The organism is Flavobacterium sp. 140616W15, assembly GCF_003668995.1.
Classification (GTDB): domain Bacteria; phylum Bacteroidota; class Bacteroidia; order Flavobacteriales; family Flavobacteriaceae; genus Flavobacterium.
In genome coordinates this window covers 1,733,112-1,750,530 of sequence record NZ_CP033068.1, presented here as the reverse complement: position 1 = coordinate 1,750,530, position 17,419 = coordinate 1,733,112, and the positions used below count along the sequence as shown (strand labels likewise).

15 protein-coding genes and 2 tRNA genes are annotated in these 17,419 nt (G+C 32.1%); 7 read left to right on the top strand and 10 right to left on the bottom strand.

Annotated features, from left to right (window positions below):
* Positions 1–12: 12 nt before the first annotated feature.
* From aspA to EAG11_RS07455, 3 genes are all read left to right on the top strand, one after another.
* On the top strand, positions 13–1,422 hold the full coding sequence (gene aspA, locus EAG11_RS07465) for an aspartate ammonia-lyase (RefSeq protein ID WP_129538628.1): 1,410 nt from the start codon (positions 13–15) through the stop codon (positions 1,420–1,422).
* Positions 1,419–2,753 carry an anaerobic C4-dicarboxylate transporter family protein gene (locus EAG11_RS07460; protein ID WP_129538627.1) on the top strand — a complete coding sequence of 445 codons (1,335 nt, stop codon included), beginning with the start codon at positions 1,419–1,421 and terminating at the stop codon, positions 2,751–2,753. The genes aspA and EAG11_RS07460 overlap by 4 nt, the downstream gene beginning before the upstream one ends.
* Positions 2,754–3,029: 276 nt before the next feature.
* Positions 3,030–3,102 (top strand) — tRNA-Met (locus EAG11_RS07455).
* Between the two features lie 297 nt (positions 3,103–3,399).
* Here the strand turns inward: EAG11_RS07455 and EAG11_RS07450 are convergent.
* Positions 3,400–3,927 carry a hypothetical protein gene (locus EAG11_RS07450; RefSeq protein WP_129538626.1) on the bottom strand — a complete coding sequence of 176 codons (528 nt, stop codon included), beginning with the start codon at positions 3,925–3,927 and terminating at the stop codon, positions 3,400–3,402.
* A 708-nt stretch (positions 3,928–4,635) separates the two neighbouring features.
* On the opposite strand from EAG11_RS07450, the gene EAG11_RS07445 reads away from it, so the two are divergent.
* The 3 genes from EAG11_RS07445 to EAG11_RS07435 all read left to right on the top strand — a co-directional run bounded on the left by EAG11_RS07445 (position 4,636) and on the right by EAG11_RS07435 (position 8,393).
* Complete coding sequence (locus EAG11_RS07445; RefSeq protein ID WP_129538625.1) at positions 4,636–5,193, top strand: Crp/Fnr family transcriptional regulator; 558 nt, start codon at positions 4,636–4,638, stop codon at positions 5,191–5,193.
* A 64-nt stretch (positions 5,194–5,257) separates the two neighbouring features.
* Complete coding sequence (locus EAG11_RS07440; protein WP_129538624.1) at positions 5,258–6,706, top strand: amidase; 1,449 nt, start codon at positions 5,258–5,260, stop codon at positions 6,704–6,706.
* Between the two features lie 643 nt (positions 6,707–7,349).
* Positions 7,350–8,393 (top strand): serine hydrolase, encoded by a 1,044-nt coding sequence (locus EAG11_RS07435; RefSeq protein WP_129538623.1) that lies wholly within the window; start codon positions 7,350–7,352, stop codon positions 8,391–8,393.
* A gap of 109 nt (positions 8,394–8,502) precedes the next feature.
* On the opposite strand, the gene EAG11_RS07430 is transcribed toward EAG11_RS07435, so the two are convergent.
* Positions 8,503–9,888, bottom strand: a complete 1,386-nt coding sequence (locus tag EAG11_RS07430) for a serine hydrolase (RefSeq protein ID WP_129538622.1) — start codon at positions 9,886–9,888, stop codon at positions 8,503–8,505.
* Positions 9,889–10,406: 518 nt separating this feature from the next.
* On the opposite strand from EAG11_RS07430, the gene EAG11_RS07425 reads away from it, so the two are divergent.
* Positions 10,407–10,479 (top strand) — tRNA-Met (locus EAG11_RS07425).
* 122 nt (positions 10,480–10,601) lie between these two features.
* Here the strand turns inward: EAG11_RS07425 and EAG11_RS07420 are convergent.
* The 8 genes from EAG11_RS07420 to EAG11_RS07385 all read right to left on the bottom strand — a co-directional run bounded on the left by EAG11_RS07420 (position 10,602) and on the right by EAG11_RS07385 (position 17,168).
* Positions 10,602–11,492, bottom strand: coding sequence for a hypothetical protein (locus EAG11_RS07420; RefSeq protein ID WP_129538621.1), 891 nt, complete (start codon positions 11,490–11,492; stop codon positions 10,602–10,604).
* A gap of 119 nt (positions 11,493–11,611) precedes the next feature.
* On the bottom strand, positions 11,612–11,980 hold the full coding sequence (locus EAG11_RS07415; protein ID WP_129538620.1) for a VOC family protein: 369 nt from the start codon (positions 11,978–11,980) through the stop codon (positions 11,612–11,614).
* A 204-nt stretch (positions 11,981–12,184) separates the two neighbouring features.
* Positions 12,185–13,000, bottom strand: a complete 816-nt coding sequence (locus EAG11_RS07410; RefSeq protein WP_129538619.1) for a helix-turn-helix domain-containing protein — start codon at positions 12,998–13,000, stop codon at positions 12,185–12,187.
* Between the two features lie 56 nt (positions 13,001–13,056).
* Entirely contained in the window at positions 13,057–14,724 is a 1,668-nt protein-coding gene (locus tag EAG11_RS07405; RefSeq protein ID WP_207209625.1) for a DUF6138 family protein, read from the bottom strand.
* A 370-nt stretch (positions 14,725–15,094) separates the two neighbouring features.
* Positions 15,095–15,247, bottom strand: a complete 153-nt coding sequence (locus EAG11_RS22125; RefSeq protein ID WP_242499284.1) for a hypothetical protein — start codon at positions 15,245–15,247, stop codon at positions 15,095–15,097.
* Positions 15,248–15,303: 56 nt separating this feature from the next.
* A complete protein-coding gene (locus EAG11_RS07395; protein WP_129538618.1) occupies positions 15,304–15,747 on the bottom strand; it encodes a hypothetical protein in 444 nt (147 codons plus the stop codon).
* A gap of 212 nt (positions 15,748–15,959) precedes the next feature.
* Positions 15,960–16,274, bottom strand: coding sequence for a hypothetical protein (locus EAG11_RS07390; RefSeq protein ID WP_129538617.1), 315 nt, complete (start codon positions 16,272–16,274; stop codon positions 15,960–15,962).
* Positions 16,275–16,442: 168 nt separating this feature from the next.
* A complete protein-coding gene (locus tag EAG11_RS07385; RefSeq protein WP_129538616.1) occupies positions 16,443–17,168 on the bottom strand; it encodes an SIMPL domain-containing protein in 726 nt (241 codons plus the stop codon).
* Between the last annotated feature and the right edge of the window lie 251 nt (positions 17,169–17,419).

The window sequence follows — 17,419 nt, the reverse complement described above, 5'->3', positions numbered from 1 at the left end:
ATATATACTATTATGAGCGATTTTCGTACAGAGCATGATTTTCTTGGAGAAAAACAAATACCAAACAATTGTTATTATGGAGTACAGACCGTACGTGCCAAAGAAAATTTTAATATAACAGGTATTCCAATAGGATCAGAACCTTTATTTATTAAGGCCTTTGGTCATGTAAAAAAAGCTGCAGCAATGGCCAATAGAGATCTTGGCGTATTAGATGCAAAAAAGGCAGAAGCAATTATTTATGCATGTGATAGATTAATTGCTGGAGAATTTGTAGATCAGTTCATCAGTGATCTAATTCAGGGAGGAGCAGGTACATCTACCAATATGAATGCAAATGAGGTAATTGCCAATCTGGGATTGGAATATATGGGGCATAAAAAAGGAGAATATCAATACCTTCATCCTAATAATGATGTGAACCTTTCGCAAAGTACAAATGATGCTTATCCATCCGCTTTTAGAATAGCAATTTATCTTAAAATAGAGTCTTTTACCAATGCATTAGAACAACTACAGGATTCATTCTTCCAAAAAGGGAAAGAATTCGCTAATGTTATAAAAATGGGACGTACACAATTGCAAGATGCTGTACCAATGACATTGGGGCAGGAGTTTAATGCTTTTGCAACAACCATAGGAGAAGATGTGATCAGGTTGCGTCAATCAGAAAGGTTAATTACCGAAGTAAATATGGGAGCTACTGCTATTGGTAGTAAAGTAAATGCTCCAGAAGGATATCCTGAGCTTTGTGTAAAATATCTTGAGGAAGTAAGTGGAGTTCCTGTGACTCTTGCAGCCGATTTATTTGAGGCTACTTATGATCCTAGTGCTTTTGTAGAAGTAAGTGGTACTTTAAAAAGAAGTGCTATTAAATTAAGTAAGGTTTGTAATGATTTACGATTATTGAGCAGCGGACCTCGTTGTGGATTTAATGAAATAAACTTACCAGCACTTCAGCCAGGATCATCGATTATGCCTGGAAAAGTAAATCCTGTTATTCCAGAAGTGGTAAATCAGACTTGTTTTTATGTTATTGGAGCCGATTTAACGGTTACTATGGCTGCTGAAGCGGGACAATTACAATTAAATGTAATGGAGCCTGTAATAGGATTTGCCTTGTTTACATCATTGGAATACCTTACCAAAGCTTGTAATACTTTAAAAGATAAATGTATTGTAGGAATCACAGCCAATGCAGAACATGCTAAAGATTTAGTGATGAATAGTATTGGTATTGTTACACAGCTTAATCCAATTCTTGGCTATGAGTCTTCTGCAAGCATAGCTAAAGAAGCACTTAAAACTGGTAAATCAATCCATGATATTGTAGTAAATGAAAGAAAGCTTATTACTCAAGAAAAATGGGATGAGATCTACTCAATAGAAAACCTAATTAACCCTAAATTCATTACTTCATGATATTAGTACAGTTCGCTATACTTTTGGCTATGATCCTAATCGGATCTAGGCTTAAGGGAATCGGTTTAGGCGTTATGGGAATGATAGGACTGCTTATATTTGTTCTGATCTTTAATATGCGCCCTGCTGAGCCTCCTATAGCAGTACTACTTATCATTTTAGCCATTGTAACCACAGCTGCCACATTACAGGCAGCTGGTGGTTTGGATTATTTGGTAAGCATTGCCGAAAAAATTATTCGACGCAATCCGAAGCACATTACTTTTATAGCGCCATTTACTGTTTATTTCTTATGTTTATTTGCAGGAACAGCGCATATTGTATATTCACTGCTTCCTATTATAGCCGAAGTATCTGCCAAGAAAAGAATACGACCAGAACGACCATTAAGTATATCGGTTATCGCCTCGCATATGGCGCTTACTGGTAGTCCAATGAGTGCAGCAACGGCATCATTGGCAGCCATATTGATGTATTCTACAGCTGTGGTTGATATAATGAAAGTATGTATTCCTGCTTGTCTTATAGGAATTGCCGCAGGAGTTTTTTCGGTATGGAAAAAAGGAAAAGAACTTAACGACGATCCAGAGTTTATCGAAAAAATGAAAGATCCTGTATTTGCAGAGAGTATAGATAAAACATCTGAATCAAACAGAGAATTAAAACCAGGTGCTAAAACAGCCGTTTTTATTTTTGGAAGCGCAATATTGCTGATCATCTTTTTTGGAGCTTTTCCTCAGTTTCTTCCTAATGTTGGAGCAGGAGCAGCAGGATTTGCGGTAGGAGCAGACGGAGCTGTTAATCTCACTGGATTGATCATAATGATTACACTATCGGCTTCGGCATTGATAATGATAATTACAAAAACATCGGCTGTATCGGTATCAAAAATGAGTCTGTTTACCTCAATGGCGACCGCTGTTGTTTCAGTACTTGGTGTTGTATGGATGAGTGCAACTTTTATGGGGGCTAATGAAGTTTTAATAGAAAGCACCTTCAGAGACATAACCTCTGAGTATCCTTTTACTTTTGCTTTCGCATTGGTCATCATGGGGGCGCTGACTTTTAGTCAAGCAGCTACGACAAGAATCATGATGCCAATAGGATTGTCTTTAGGAATAGGACAGCCACATCTTATAGCGATGTTCCCTGCAGTTAATGCAGATTTTATATTACCGGGTTACCCAACATTGGTTGCTGCAATGGATTTTGACCGTACTGGCACAACCCGTATTGGGAAATATGTAGTTAATCACAGTTTTATGCTTCCCGGACTTGTTACTATTGCTGTAACGATTGCTTCAGGTTTTTTATTAAGCATGTTTTTGTAGTATTGATTTTGAGTAAAAGCGGTACATAGCAATAAAACATAGTATAAAGAATAGCATTCTGATTGCATTTTTAAAATATAAAAGCCCAATTCTTCACAGGATTGGGCTTTTTGTTTCTTATTGGCAGATTTATTTTTGAAAAAATAATAGGTATAAATTCCTTGAATAACAGTAAATTAAGTAGTGTACTTAGTTTGGTACTTAGTTTTATTTAAAAATATTTCAATTTTTGTATTGTATAATCGTAAAGACTACGTATCTTTGCACCCGAAACAACGCGGGATAGAGCAGTAGGCAGCTCGTCGGGCTCATAACCCGAAGGTCACAGGTTCGAGTCCTGTTCCCGCTACTAAGACAAAGCTTCAGAGAAATCTGGAGCTTTTTTTGTTTTACTATTTTACTTAACGTTCCATACCATGCACGAGCGGGACGCTTGGGACCTTCTGCAAATATTGATATTCATTTGTAGAAAAATGTTGATTTTTGGCCCTGTAAAGAGCTCTGGACTAAGTTAAGCCATATTTTTGGAATTTTCGGATTTGCCGCCCGAGCGAAGCGAACAGACGAAATAAATCATCCCAAATACAAAACCATCTTTCCATTAAGCCCAATGCCCAAATCCGTTGTAGTGGCTGTTAGGCGTAGTTTATTTGAATATGTTTTTTAGTCTGTCCCAAAATGTATCTTTTGTCTGCTTGTTTGTTTGATTAGGCTTTACAACTTCTTGCAGTTTTACATTTGGAATTGTTTGTTTATTTAATTCTGCAAGAAATTGTGGTGTGTCTGCCACCAACATTTCTCTTGTGTATTTCATTTGGTCGTCCATATAATAAACCAAAGCATTACTTAGGTCGATTAATGCTATTGAAATAAGTCCGATACAAGCACCTGCAGAAAAGTCTGCACCCCAAACAAATGATATAGCAATATCTTGATTCGTTATGTCAGGTTTAATCCATTCCGCTTCTGGTTCGGTTATAACATTTTCCGTTTCGTCAAGGTAAGTTTCAAAATATGTTTGATGTCCGTTTATGCTACATTCAAGACCATCTTCATCAATCTGCTTTTCAAGGTCGTTCAATATTTTAAAGTCATAGCCAAGCTTTTGGATAACTTCTTGAATTTGTTTGTTTGTTGGCAAGTCTACTTTTCTTATGAAAGCTATTTGTGTCATTGACATACTTTTGGTTGTGTTAAATTACGCCTAACTTGTATATATGTCTGACTACGTCCGACTTATCTATCCTAAAGTGGGTTGCTAGGTCTGACAAATGTCAGAGTTTATTTGTTTTCAAAAATAGGATTTTTACTTAACATTATCCAAATGAACTTATATTTGTTGAATCCTTTAGTACATTTATGAGTGCAATTTCAACAGTATAAAATTTTATGTCAAGCTAATTCTTGTTTAAACTCTAATTAGTTCTACTTTCTGAGAATAAAATAAGAACTAAACAAGCAGACTTTTATTCCATTGATTCAATATTATAAATGACTAAGATCAAATTTAAACATGGAAATTAATATAAAATAATATTTATTTTTTTAAGTCATCCACAAAATGGTTCGAAAATTGTCCCGTTTGGGCTACTAAGACAAAGCTTCAGAGAAATCTGGAGCTTTTTTTGTTTATATTTATAAAAATTATCTGTACTTGATTCAGATCTCAGGAGACATTCGCCCACACGGAACTCTACGAGGGGTGCGGAGTTCATTTTAGAAGACTTTTTATTGTATTTATATCAGTTTTTTTTTACTCATGATACCTTATTTTAGTTACCTTCGTAAGACAATAAAAGTCACAATAGCACTACCTAAGATCTAATTCAACCTCACCAAGAGACTAAACGTTGGGGACAACATTAATCCAAAATAACAAAAATTGATATTCAACAACCTAAATTTCTCTGATCAAATTTCATCAGATTTCTTGGAAGATTTTAGTAAACTAATGACTTTTCAGGAATTACCAAGCAAGCACTTGTTACACCATGAGGGAACCATTTGTAGTCAATTGTTTATTTTACACAAAGGATTAGCAAGAGCATACTACTACAAAGATGCCAAAGATATTACTGCTCATTTTGCGATAGAAAATACCACAATAACAGCTATTGACAGTTTTATCCAAAGAAAAAAAAGTCGTTATAATATTGAATTATTAGAAGACACTTCTTTGTCTTATATTAACTATAATGATTGGAAAAAATTACTAGAAGATAAGCCTCATTACGAAAAATATGCTCGTATTTTTTTAGAAAATATCTACATAGATATTGCAGAACGTATTGAAGATTTACTTTTTCACTCGGCAAAAGAACGTTATGCAAAACTAAACAACAAATTCCCATCACTTCAACAAAGGGTGAATTTAGGTTACATTGCATCTTATATAGGTATTACGCAAGAAACATTAAGCAGAATTAGAGCCGAAAAATAAAGATGATTTTGATATTTATCAAAAAGAGGCAAATATATTTCCTTGAACTTTGCAAAAAAAGACAATGGAAAATATCGTATTTGAAAGTGCGACAGAGCTCGTAAAAAAAATAAAAGCTAAAGAAGTAACAGTAGTAGAAACTGTAACCGCTTTTCTAAATCATATTGAAAAGTTTAATCCTAGAATTAATGCCATTTCAGATTTAAGAAAGAAAGAAGAAATTTTAAATGAAGCGAGAGAGAAAGATTTGGATATCGCACAAGGAAAAAGTCTTGGACTTCTTCACGGATTACCAATGACAATAAAAGATAGCTTCTTGGTAGATGGATTAAAAAATTCAAATGGAGACCCTTTTTTAAGAAATTTTGTTGCCACAGAAGATGCCGAATTGGTTAAAAGATTAAAAGATGCAGGAGCTATTATTATTGGAAAAACAAATACTGCACTCTATTGTATTGACTGGCAAAGCACTAATTTCTGGAACGGACAAACTAATAATCCTTATGACATTTCGAGAGTTGCAGGAGGAAGTTCCGGTGGTTCGGCAGTTGCGGTAGCTTCGGGGTTTAGCCCTTTGGAATTAGGGGCTGATGCTGGTGGATCTATAAGAGTTCCTGCTCATTTTAACGGCATTTGTGGTTTGCGCCCCACTGAAAATTTTCTTTCAAATAGAGGTCATCTCAAAGTAAAAAACAAACCTCAAGGCAGACGCCATATTATTACACCTGGCCCTTTTGCAAAAAATGCAACAGACTTACTTCTAATGATGGAAGTTTTAGGAAATAACACGAAATATGAACTCCCTGAATTGTCACCAATTAACTTAAACAACAGTGAATGGGACAAACAATCTTTAACAATTGCTTACTCTGAAACGATAAACGATACAGAAGTTGATGCAGAATATTTAGAATTGTTCAGGAACTTTATAGCCAAAATCAAAAATAAAAATCACATTTTAACTATTGATCACCCTAAATATAACGAAGAAAAAGCCTATTTAGAATGTAGTAAAATTATTGGATTTGAAATAGGAATTAATAATCCTAAATTACCACTATTAGCCAGTTTTATGTATGCTTTTATTCGTCTGAAATACAGAGACCATTTGTGGGCGAAAGGAATGGCTTTGGGACAGCGTTTGACCAATATTAACTACGCAAAAGCAATTGACTATAAAGATGATTTTGCTAAAATTTATAATTCTTTTTTGACAACTTATGACGTTTGGATTACCCCTGTTTGTTCCTTTGAGGCTTATAAACATCAAAATGCAGGAAAACCATTTACTGTTAATAATAAAAAAATAGGCTATACTAAAGCCATCGCTTCCTTTAACTTTACAACTGCATTTTCGGGACATCCAATAGTTATTATTCCGATTGGAAAAAAGAAAAACGGAATGCCGGTAGGAATTCAAATACATTCCAAAAAATGGACCGATAAGAAATTATTACAAATCGCTCAGCATTTTGAGAAATTCACCGATGGATTTGAAAAACCAATACTATAAAAAATATCACTACCAACACACGCTGGGATTTGAGTCAAGTCTTTTATATTAGTTTTTTGCATTATTAATTTTAAAATGCTAAAGTAAAAATCGCATAATAACCCTCAATAATCTGGTTAGATAATTCAATACTTCCCGCTACTAAGACAAGAGGAAGTCTCAATACCCTGAGATTTCCTCTTTTTAAATTTTATTAACAGATAAAAATCGGTTTTACGCTGATTGTGTTAATATAAAATCCTAAAACAGAGTGCTTTATTACGAATTTAGCATCGATTTTTCTATTTTTTGAGTTCTGAGACAGCCTCTTTTGTTTTAATTATACTTACAAAATAATACCCGATTCAGATCGCGGGTACGAAGTCACGAGGTATTCTCGTAGCTTGCATGCTAATACATAAAAGTGGCTAATCCTCAGGAATTTACATTAATGTTAGTACGAAAAGTATTCAATAAATAAAAACTCCGTTTGCGTTTGATCGTTTATGAAATAAAAATTCTATTTTTGAAAACAAAGAAAGAATGACATTTATGAGACATACCCATCCAGTTTAGGTTAGATATACCAGAAATCGTTTGATCCATATACAAGTTACTTGCTATCTAACCACTTAATCAGAAAATTAAACCATAAATTACGACAATGAAATATTTAACCACTATTTTATTTTTCACATTACTTGCATGTAAAAGTGTCCATCAAACCAATAAAGAAAGTGTTGAAAATGCGATTACAAAAAATGCTGTTCAGTTATTAGAGGATAAAAGATTTCATTCTGTTTCCGTGACAGTGTTTAAAGATGGAGAAGCCACAATAAAACATTTTGGTGAATTAACTATCGGAAAAGGAAATAAACCAAACGATTCTACACTTTATGAATTAGCTTCTGTAACCAAAACTTTTACTGGTTATATAGCCGCTAAAGCCGTACTTGATAAAAAAATAAATCTAGATGATGATATTAGAATCTATCTTGATGAACCTTATCCCAATTTAGAATTTAAAGGAGACCCCATAAGAATCAAACATCTCATTACGCATACAAGTGGATTTCCAAATTTCCCTATAAAAGGCGAAAATAAAAAAGCTTTTTTTGAGGGATTAAAGCTAATCAAAATAGAAACGCAACCAGGAGAAGTATATTCCTATTCAAACACGGCTCCAGAGTTGACAGCATATATACTTGAAAAAGTCTATCAAAAACCATATGAGGAATTGGTAACTGAATATGTTTTGAAACCAAATAAAATGAACCAAACCAAGTTTACACTAAATGAAAATGATAGCACTAGATTGGTAAAAGGTTATAATGATAAAAACGAGTTAATGCCTAACTTCAATAGAACTTTATGGGGCGGGATTTCTGGATTGCATTCTACGACTACGGATTTAGTGAAATATATGAAATTGCAACTAGACAAGTCAAATCCTATTGTAAACGAATCTCATAAAAAATTATATAAAGAAGGTTCTGATTTTTGGGAAGGCTATCATTGGTATATCATAGAAAGTGATAATAAATTAATTTATAGACATCACGGAGGTATATACGGAATGCAGAATTGGTTTGTAATTTATCCTAAACAAAATATAGGGATATCCATATTGACAAATACCAGCTTTAATGAAACAGGAGAGATTTTAGAAAAAGTAGTTGATAAATTGTATGATGACATAAATAAATAGACACAAAATAAAAACAAACCGTACATAACAGCAGTTGGGCAAAATGGCGGTTTTAGTGCTAAATTCAAGTTCAGTTCTTCGATTGAACTTTTGTACAAAACCGAATATTTTAGATTCGTTTTGCTTCTATCTTTTTTCCATTCTGTAATAAAAACAAATTTGAAATTTCTCCTTTTTCGTTCTTTTCAAACTGAATTTGTGCATCTACTACTTTGTAGAAAAACAACATTTCACTTTCTGCAAATATCGGCAACACATTTTGTCCTGTCAATTGTGAAAAAAGTTGGTCTTTATCTACTGTAATTTTGATTTCAAAACCATTTTCAACTTCATAAGTCCCAACAAACTTTTGAAGTTCTTCAGCTGTAATACTAATTTCTTTTCTGATTTTTTGCACAGGCAATGGTTTATTATATAGAATACTTCTAATTGCTTTAGTAGGAATTGAAACGTTGTTGTGATTTTGAAGTATTATTATTGTTTTATCATTTGTAATATGTCTATCGATTAGAGTTGCATAACCTGGCCAACCCCCATCATGGTTTGCAATTTTTCCAAAATCAGCATTGTTTTCAATTCCCCAACCAAAACCATAATTCCTTTTAGCTCCGTCTTTCAAAGTTGCTAATTCAAAAACTGCTTTCATTCCCTCTTTTGTGAGTAATTTATTGGTGTATAATGCTCTATCCCAAATTAATAAATCTTTTACAGTTGAATTAACTGATCCGTCTCCAACAATACCATCAAGCCAAATAACGATTTTAGTTTCTTTCAATTCGTCTGGTAAAGCATATTTTTTCAAACTATCTGAGTAAATATAACCAAAAGCATAATTGTCAATTTTCTTTGGCGATAATCTACGATTGTAAACAAAGGTATTTTTCATTTTCAACGGTTCGAAAATAGCTGTTTTTAAATAATCAGCGTATGTCAAACCCGATGCTTTCTCAATTATTGATGCCAATAGTGCATAGCCCGTGTTGCTATATTCCCATTTAGTATTTGGCTCAAATAATATTTTTGGCTGATGGTTACTAAATGTATTAATTATGTCTTTGTTAGTAGCAATTTTAGATTTGTCAAATAAACTATCCATAAGCGCCATATAGTCTGGCAGACCTCCAGTATGATTCAATAAGTTTCTTACAGTTACACCTTTATAAAAAGAAAGTTCTGGTAAGTATTTTTTAATGTCATCGTCCAAATTCAATTTCCCTTTTTCTTTAAGTATCATTATCCCCATAGCCGTGAACTGCTTTGAACAAGATGCCAATTCAAAAATCGAATTTTCGTTCAATTTATCTTTTGTTGTTTCGTTTGCAAGTCCAAAACTACGGTTATAAATAACTTTCCCTTTTTCTGCAATTAGAAAATTTCCATTGATTTTCTCTTTTGAATAAAGAGAATTGAGTAAACTGTCAATTTTTTGAATTCTGTCTTGTCCAAATGTAAGATGCCCAATTAAAAGAAGTCCGATTGTAATTGTTAATTTCATTTTTTTATTTCTAGTTAATTAATGTAGCGAGATGTCTCGCAAAATTGCCACCAACTTATTTATATGTGTGACAAAATCACACATAGCCATCCAAATTTGGATAGCTATGTATGATAAATTTTATACATTATTTATCTTTCAAATATATATTTTTTTCACTACAAACTGTCAAAAGGACATTAAATTTGATTGATACTTTTTAGCACTTATATGAGTGGTTATGCAAACAAAAAGCATAGAGAAAATTAAGATGCACGTGCTAAAATACCGTAATAACCCAAGATAATTTGGTTAGCTATTTAAATACTTCCCGCTACTAAAACAAAGCTTCAGAGAAATCTGAAGCTTTGTTTATGCAGTATAGTATATTGAGGTTTAATGAGTAAGCTAAATCTGTAGACTTGTTTTTAGGATGAGACAAACGTTTGTGCGCAAGGTTGCAAATCTGGACTATCGGGTATAATTCATTTTTTGTATTGTTTAACCGTAAAAACTACGTATCTTTGCACCCGAAACAACGCGGGATAGAGCAGTAGGCAGCTCGTCGGGCTCATAACCCGAAGGTCACAGGTTCGAGTCCTGTTCCCGCTACTAAGACAAAGCTTCAGAGAAATCTGAAGCTTTTTTTGTTTTTTAACTCTTTTTCTCAACATCTCATTGTATTCACAAACGAGATGCTTGCGCAAGCAGGGCGATAGCTTTTTTGTCTGTTGTTATATGTCACATAATATTGTTACTGGGTACTTTTTCTGTTGAAATATTTTTATGTGATTTTCTAAGTCACTAAAAATTGTTTCAAATCTTTCAAAGTCCTCTTCATAACCAAATGATCCCATCTTTTTTAGTCCATCTATAATTCTCAAAGTCCCAACTTTTTCAAATCGTTCTTTGAAGTTTATAAAGTCTTTGTGGGTTATAGCAAGCTGTATTACGCCAAAAAAGAAATTACAATTTCCACCTGAAAAGTTCCAAATTCTCTCAATGCCTGGTTGCATCTCTTTTGTTGTTCGTTGGTCGTAGCCACTTCCAATTTGTCTGCCTAATATTTCCTTGTCTTTCAAATTGTCAATTGTCGGTTTTTTACTTGAATTGTAAGTTGTCGGAACTAAAATATAATTGCATTGTCCTCTGTATTGCTCAATAGCTGTACATATAACGGCTCTGTAATTGCCGTCTTTAAGTTTAAAAGTCAATAAGTCGTCAGATTGAAAATAGAAGTTGGTTATTTTTCTATATTTTTTTCTTGCTCTTATTTTTGTATTTGTCTGACTTATTTTCTTCCAAAATTTGTCAAGTTCCTTTTTTCTTGCCTTGCCGTCTTTTTCATTATTTTTTGTCCATTCTCTAACGCAAGCAGCTTTGTCAATAATTGATTTTACATAAGCTAATTTTTCATCAGTCAATACTCCCATTTCCCAAAGAGCCAAGGCACAAGAAGTAACATAAATTTCATTGTCAAAGTCGTCAAAGTAGTCAGATTGAATTAAAGGGAATTCTTTGTCTATAATGTCAAATTCTACTCCATTGTCATACAAGTCCATAATACCCCAATAAGTATCGTGAGCTGTGTCACCATCAATTATCTTAACTCCGTCTGTTGCCATTTTCTGTTAATTTGTATCGTTTTGTAAATTTACCGCTAAGGTTCTAATACTACAGCGGATTTGAAACTAAATTAAGCCCATTCAGTTGATTTACCACCCGAGCTATTTGCTTTAAATTTTTATTTCGGTGAATGAAGTCCTATTTTATTTCCTTCCGAGTCAAGAAATATTGCAAAAAAACCGATTCCATCTGCATGAGATGCTTTTGGTACGAGAATTTTACCACCATTTTTCTCTACTTTGTCAAGGATAACCTGAAGATTGTCACCACCATTCAAATACAGAGTAACACCATCAGCAGAGGGTTTGTAACCATCGGCTTTAGTTATTACACCTGTAACCATTTGTTCTTCATAGGGTAAAATTCCCATTTGCATTCCGGGCATGTCTATTTTTTCGATTTTAATGTCCAAAATTGCCTCATAAAAATCGATTGCTCTTGAAATGTCCGTTGCTGGAATTTCAAAGATTGAAACATAACTTTTCATATTATTTGTTTTTGTTAAAGTGTCTTGGGATGTGGTTTTTGCATTAGTCTTGTTTGAATTATTACAAGAGGTCAAACAAAGTCCCAAAAATGCTGTTGCGAATAAGATGTTCTTTACTACCATTGTCTAATATGATTAAATTTTACTGCCAAATTTATCATAGTACTTTGTGTCAAAATAGTAAGAACGCGACACCCAAAAACTTTATTTATAAAAAAGCGAAGAAAGTACCATGTTTTCATTATCTAAAAACTCTTTTGGGGTAATTCCGATAAATTCTTTGAAGTCTTTTATGAAATGATTTTGGTCGAAATATTCATTTTCATAGGCAATCTCAGTCAAGGTTTCAGATTTTTTATTTAGCAACATTTGTAAGGTAGACTGCAAACGAATTACTTTACCTAATTGCTTTGGACTTATTCCAATTTGTTTTTTAAAATGTCTTTCAAGCTGTCTTCTTTTCGACAATTCATCTTTCAAAATAATATTGATTGGCGTACTACCATTTGTGGATATAAGGCTATCAACAGTATTTTTTACAATGTTTTCAATAGTTGTTTCTTCATTGAGTTTGCTTAAAAGAAATGTTTCAATGATGTCGATTCGTTCTTTTGTGTTGCTTGCAGTAATGATACTTTGTTCCAAGTCATTCGCTTGAATTTCATTGAACAAATATTTGATTGGTGTTTCTTGGTCAACTAAATTCTCGAGTGGTGTGTTTACAAAATTTGCAAACCCATATGGATAAAAGCAAATTGCAAATGTGTCAACATTTCCAACTGGCTCTATAAAGTATGATTTGGTTCGCTGTCCCATTACCATTGCACTTGGATTAAAAATGTACTCGCTTTCAGAAATATATCTTTTAATCTTGTCGCCAAAGTTAAATGTCATTTCAATACAGCCGTCAGGAATAATTTTTTGCTTTTGATTTTTGGGGTCAAAAGGTACTTTCAATGTCCAATAATATTTGACTAATGATTCTAAATCGGGATGTGGTTTATAAGTCTGATAGTCCATTTATGTTTGATGTTTCAAATTGGTATACTGTCATTCTATGCTTGTGGCTACACCAGCTATTTCTTTAGTTGTTCAAGCAATAGTTCTTTTAATTGTGAATCTAATTTTGTGATTGCTTTTGTATAATTTCTTCCCCAAATAGAATAGATAATCTCTTCAACGTTATAGCTTTCTAGTTTTTTCAACTCATCAATTAAAAGCTCTAAATTTTGTTCTTTATTCATCAATGCTGCAAGATTTTTATATGTCATTTCAAACTGTGCAGAGAGGATACCTTCACAAATCAGAACTATTGATTTTTTAGTAACTCCATATTTATCAATTAGGTCATTAATAAAGTATTTATGAACCATTTGATGTTCATCATCTAATATTTCAAAATATTTATGAACTAATGGAAAATATTTTTCAGAAGCCAATCCCAACCCAAATACGGCATAACTTCCAGGTAAGCAGCTTTTTTCGCCTTCTTCTACGTCATTATACCATTCAAATTCTTTCATGGCAACCAATGCATATTGCTCGATTTTATCGTGTAGTTCGGGATATTGTAAGCAATTGGTAAAAAATCTGTTGGTAGAAGATTTTGCAATTCCTTTAATTGGTAAAAATTGTTTTTCAGATTTTGAAGAAAATTTAATAGAGTAACTGTTAGGAAACCCTTTCTGAAGTAAATTAACTATGAAATCTAAAGCCTTTCCGTAGCATTCTGAAGTTTCGTTTTTGATAGTAACGGAAATTGTAGAAAAAACATCATTGGCTTTACATTCTATGTTTTTGTCTTTATAATGAATATCTTCTTGAGCAAATAATCCTGTACCGAAATCAAGATATTTTTTTGCCGTTTCAGAACCGAAATCCTTGCTTGCTATTTCTAAATCTTTCAACGCATCTGAAGCATAATCTTTAAGTTTAATCCTCAAATAGGAAGTGTAAACCCAAAGTGAAAGTTGTTCAGCGTTTACATTTTCTTTCTTAAAATCATTTTTGATTGTGATTTTTTTAGAGATACGGACTGAAATATCGAAATGTAATGGTTTAAATTCGTCTTTTACCCAGTTTTTGAGTCTATGTAAAATGCTTCGTTCAAAATCATCACTTGATTTTCTGTTTTTGATGTCTTTGAAAGTTTGATTTAAACAATGTTCTATTGTTTCAATTAGCTTCACTGGCGAAAAATCCATCAAATTAAAATTTACTAGGTTGCCAGCAAACACAGTTACTTCCCTTGCATCCTTGACTTTTCTGTCAAGATTGTAAATAACTTTTGTAATATAATTGTTCATTCGTTCCCGAAGCTCTAATTTTCGTTCTTCATCTTCGATGAAAAGTGTTTCCTTGTATGAACCGCTTTTATATTCAAATTCCAAAACTACCTTAATACAATAGCTAAACATTGGTTGATTGGCTTTGTCAAAAAAGAAATCTGAAATTTGTTGTTTCAGAACAGAAATTACATTGTCAATAAGATTCTCTTTTGGGAGATTATCGATGGGTTCTGAAATTTCGAGTTTAAAGTAAGGTGTTCTGTCCCAAGCGAAATCATATAAAAAGAATCCTATCTTCTGTCCTTTGAATTGAATTTTGAGGTAATCGTGATAGCCTTCCTGAATTTCACATTCAGAATATGCGGTTTCTCCGATATGATTTTTTAAGTCTTTTTTTGTTACTTCGGCAATACCATTGGTGACATTGTCGATAATCATTTTTTCGATTGTATTCATTTCTGTTTTTTGTCGAGTTTTGTTTTGACGTAGTGATGTTGTACTATTACAGCTAACGTCTCACTACTAAAGTGGGTTTGGTACTAAATTAAACCCTATTTTCGGATTTCGCAAATCATTCCAAATACAAAACCAAGTTTCTATTAAGCCCCGTTATAGGAGCTGTTATACTGTTGTTTTATTTATGCCAATCAAAACCGCAAAATCGACATTGTTTGGCGTTTGGCGTTCTTGCTAGTTTTTTACATTTTGGACATGTGTTGAAAAATACTTTATCAGGATACTCTTCAATAATTTTTTTAGCGGTATTAATTTCGAAATCATCATATCCAAGTTTAAGTAAATCTAAAACTTCTTGTTTATCAGTTATTCATCCTTTTCGTTTATACATTTCTAAAAGTTTAGGACTGTCATTGTCTTCAAGTTTTAAAATTGAAGAATGATGTCTCCAAGCAAGTTTTTCTTTTTCAGGTAAAAGACTAAAAAAGTATGTTACAATATATTCAGCTGTTTCTTTGTCCATTAGTGTGAAATATTTTATTACTTATATTTTTCCTTTAATAATTAGCATCATGATTTTTAGATTAAAATAGGATACTTTCTTTCTAATCCTAATTGGTAAAAAAATTGTAAATAAATATAAATTATAAAGGGAAAACCAATTATTGATGAAATTTTTATGAAGAGATTTTCTTTTTTATTTTTCATGACGTTTATCGATAATATTATTAGACCGATTAATATTCCACTATACATAAAAAAGTGAATCCATTCCAATCCCTCCAAATCGTGAGTTCCACCTGAATACAATTTTATTAAAATGTCATTTACTATTACTAATAAAGATATAGATAGACTTTTAAGTATTGAACTCAGATTTTCTGAAGCAAAACAAATAATTATAATAATTGTTGGAATTAATATAATAGTAAAATTAATTCCATTTGGCGGAAAAAAATGACCAATAATTCCATTTATCAATACCAAGATTAATGCAATTGCTAGAGTTAAAATGTTTTTCATATTCAATCATTATTATTCCACGATTTTTCGGCAAACTTTTATATAAAATTATGGCATTATAGCTAGTTTGGAACTAAATCAAGGCCTATTTTAGGATTTGTCACTGAAGCGATAGCTAACAGGCGAAGCAAATCATCGTAAATACAAAACCAATTGTCTAATTTCGCTGTAGTAGCTGTTAGTTATATTTGTTTTTTGATTAGCCATATTATTTAATCAATTAATTCAAATTCATATTTTTCATAAGTTAATCCGAAAGAACTTGTCCAATCTCCCCAATCTGGAGACTCATCCATGTTACCATTATAAAAAGTTAACTCGCCATCATCTACAACTACAGTTGGATAATTTAGGTGACATTCATTGATTAAATTGATACTTCTTGCTATATCTTTTCTTATGATTTTTAGCACAAATACATTCTCATTTCGACCAATACGGTTATAATCTACAAATTTTAATAAAATTGAATTCTCATCTAATTGTTGAACTTCTGCTAGTATTGGATATTTATTTATAATTTTCATTTTTAGAAAAACATTGATTATAATTATAGCTAATCTTCAATGCTACAGCATGTTTTAGATTAAATTAAGCCCTTTCTTCGGATTTGCCAAACATCACGAATACAAAACCAACTTTCCATCAAGTCTATTACCCAAATCTGTTGTAGGAGCTGTTATGTGATTGCTTTTTTATTTAGTTGTTATTTCGTAAACTATTGTTATTGTTTCTTCTAATTCAACATCTTCAACCTCAAACCTATCAAATGAAGTTCTAGGGTTTATTGATTCACTAGCTACTCTTGGCTTTAAAAATCGTACTTCATCTACTTTTATTGATGAAAATGCAATATCACGTAAATTATATTTAGAAACTTGTTTAACATTGTTTAATTTTACACTTAGTGCATTTGCAATATTTTCAGCATTATTTCTTGCATTTTGAATTGCATTTTGCACTAACTTTTGTCTTATGTTTTTTTCTAAAGATTCTGATATTTGAGTTTTAAATTCAATATCTACATCTTGTATGTTCTCGTTTTGAATCTCTTGATAAAACTCTTCAATTCTTTTGTTATCTAATACAAAATCTACAGATAATGTATTTATTGCAGAAAATTCTTTTCTATTTTGGTAATCATCTTTAGAGATTTTATACTCCGATATTTTGACATTCTTTTCTGTAAACCCCAATTTTAATAGCACACTTTGCAATTTTTCTGTTTCTTGATTTAATTCTTTTATTGCATTTTTTTCTATTGTATTTTGCTTTGCAATAGTTATTTTAAAATTTGCTAAATCAGGTTTTATCTTTGTTTTAGCAATTCCTTCGGCTACAAGTTCGTTTCCAGTTTTGGTTTGTGAAAAGGAGTGAATTGTGAAAATTAGAAAGATGAAGATTGGAATTATTTTTTTCATTTTATTTATGTTTTTTCATTCTGTTTGGTAAAAGTGTAGTACAACGTCAGTCTGTAAAAAATTTCCGTTTGGTTAAAAACAAATATAATAAAACAGTAGTATTGTAATAGAATTTTTCGTGTTTTTAAGAGCGCAACATATTAGATGTATTCCTGATCACCATTTACATTTTTCTAATCTGTGATTTTCTTAAATTCTTTCAATAGTTTTTAGTTCAATACAGAGTACCTTATTTTTTTTCAAACAGATTG

Coding starts and splice junctions, on each gene's coding strand:
- aspA (WP_129538628.1), top strand. CDS start 13: ATGAGCGATTTTCGTACAGAGCATGATTTTCTTGGAGAAAAACAAATA.
- EAG11_RS07460 (WP_129538627.1), top strand. CDS start 1,419: ATGATATTAGTACAGTTCGCTATACTTTTGGCTATGATCCTAATCGGA.
- EAG11_RS07450 (WP_129538626.1), bottom strand. CDS start 3,927: ATGACACAAATAGCTTTCATAAGAAAAGTAGACTTGCCAACAAACAAA.
- EAG11_RS07440 (WP_129538624.1), top strand. CDS start 5,258: ATGGAAAATATCGTATTTGAAAGTGCGACAGAGCTCGTAAAAAAAATA.
- EAG11_RS07435 (WP_129538623.1), top strand. CDS start 7,350: ATGAAATATTTAACCACTATTTTATTTTTCACATTACTTGCATGTAAA.
- EAG11_RS07430 (WP_129538622.1), bottom strand. CDS start 9,888: ATGAAATTAACAATTACAATCGGACTTCTTTTAATTGGGCATCTTACA.
- EAG11_RS07420 (WP_129538621.1), bottom strand. CDS start 11,492: ATGGCAACAGACGGAGTTAAGATAATTGATGGTGACACAGCTCACGAT.
- EAG11_RS07415 (WP_129538620.1), bottom strand. CDS start 11,980: ATGAAAAGTTATGTTTCAATCTTTGAAATTCCAGCAACGGACATTTCA.
- EAG11_RS07410 (WP_129538619.1), bottom strand. CDS start 13,000: ATGGACTATCAGACTTATAAACCACATCCCGATTTAGAATCATTAGTC.
- EAG11_RS07405 (WP_207209625.1), bottom strand. CDS start 14,724: ATGAATACAATCGAAAAAATGATTATCGACAATGTCACCAATGGTATT.
- EAG11_RS22125 (WP_242499284.1), bottom strand. CDS start 15,247: ATGGACAAAGAAACAGCTGAATATATTGTAACATACTTTTTTAGTCTT.
- EAG11_RS07395 (WP_129538618.1), bottom strand. CDS start 15,747: ATGAAAAACATTTTAACTCTAGCAATTGCATTAATCTTGGTATTGATA.
- EAG11_RS07390 (WP_129538617.1), bottom strand. CDS start 16,274: ATGAAAATTATAAATAAATATCCAATACTAGCAGAAGTTCAACAATTA.
- EAG11_RS07385 (WP_129538616.1), bottom strand. CDS start 17,168: ATGAAAAAAATAATTCCAATCTTCATCTTTCTAATTTTCACAATTCAC.